The 255-nt window shown below is 71.8% G+C and carries 1 protein-coding gene and 1 pseudogene; one reads left to right on the top strand and one right to left on the bottom strand.

Features of this window, described 5'->3' with window-relative positions:
- Positions 1–79, top strand: a 79-nt coding sequence (locus tag ADK52_RS43595) for a DUF6104 family protein (protein WP_234343704.1), incomplete at its 5' end; no start/stop codon positions are given.
- Positions 80–170: 91 nt separating this feature from the next.
- Here ADK52_RS43595 and ADK52_RS12925 read toward each other — a convergent pair.
- A pseudogene (locus tag ADK52_RS12925) lies at positions 171–255 on the bottom strand (superoxide dismutase); the annotation flags it as partial.

The following is a 255-nucleotide window of genomic DNA, read 5'->3' as shown; positions in this document are numbered from 1 at the left end:
CCCGGACTTCGAGGTCCCGGTGGAACGCCTGGCCACCTGGCTCGCCCGCCTGGACGACGAGGACGACGAGGACGAATAGTCCACACGTGGGACGCGCCGTCCCCGCGTACGCGGAAGGGGCCCGACCGTGATGGCCGGGCCCCTTCCGCGTACGCGGGGACGCGCCGGGATCAGGCGGCCTTGGTCTCCCAGAAGATGCGGTCGATCTCGGCGATGAGCTCGAGCGCCTTCTGGCCGGTCGCCGGGTCGTTCGAC

Source organism: Streptomyces sp. WM6372 (assembly GCF_001279655.1).
Lineage (GTDB): Bacteria > Actinomycetota > Actinomycetes > Streptomycetales > Streptomycetaceae > Streptomyces.
Note: the sequence above shows the minus strand (reverse complement) of the source record. Positions and strands in the feature narration are given on the sequence as shown.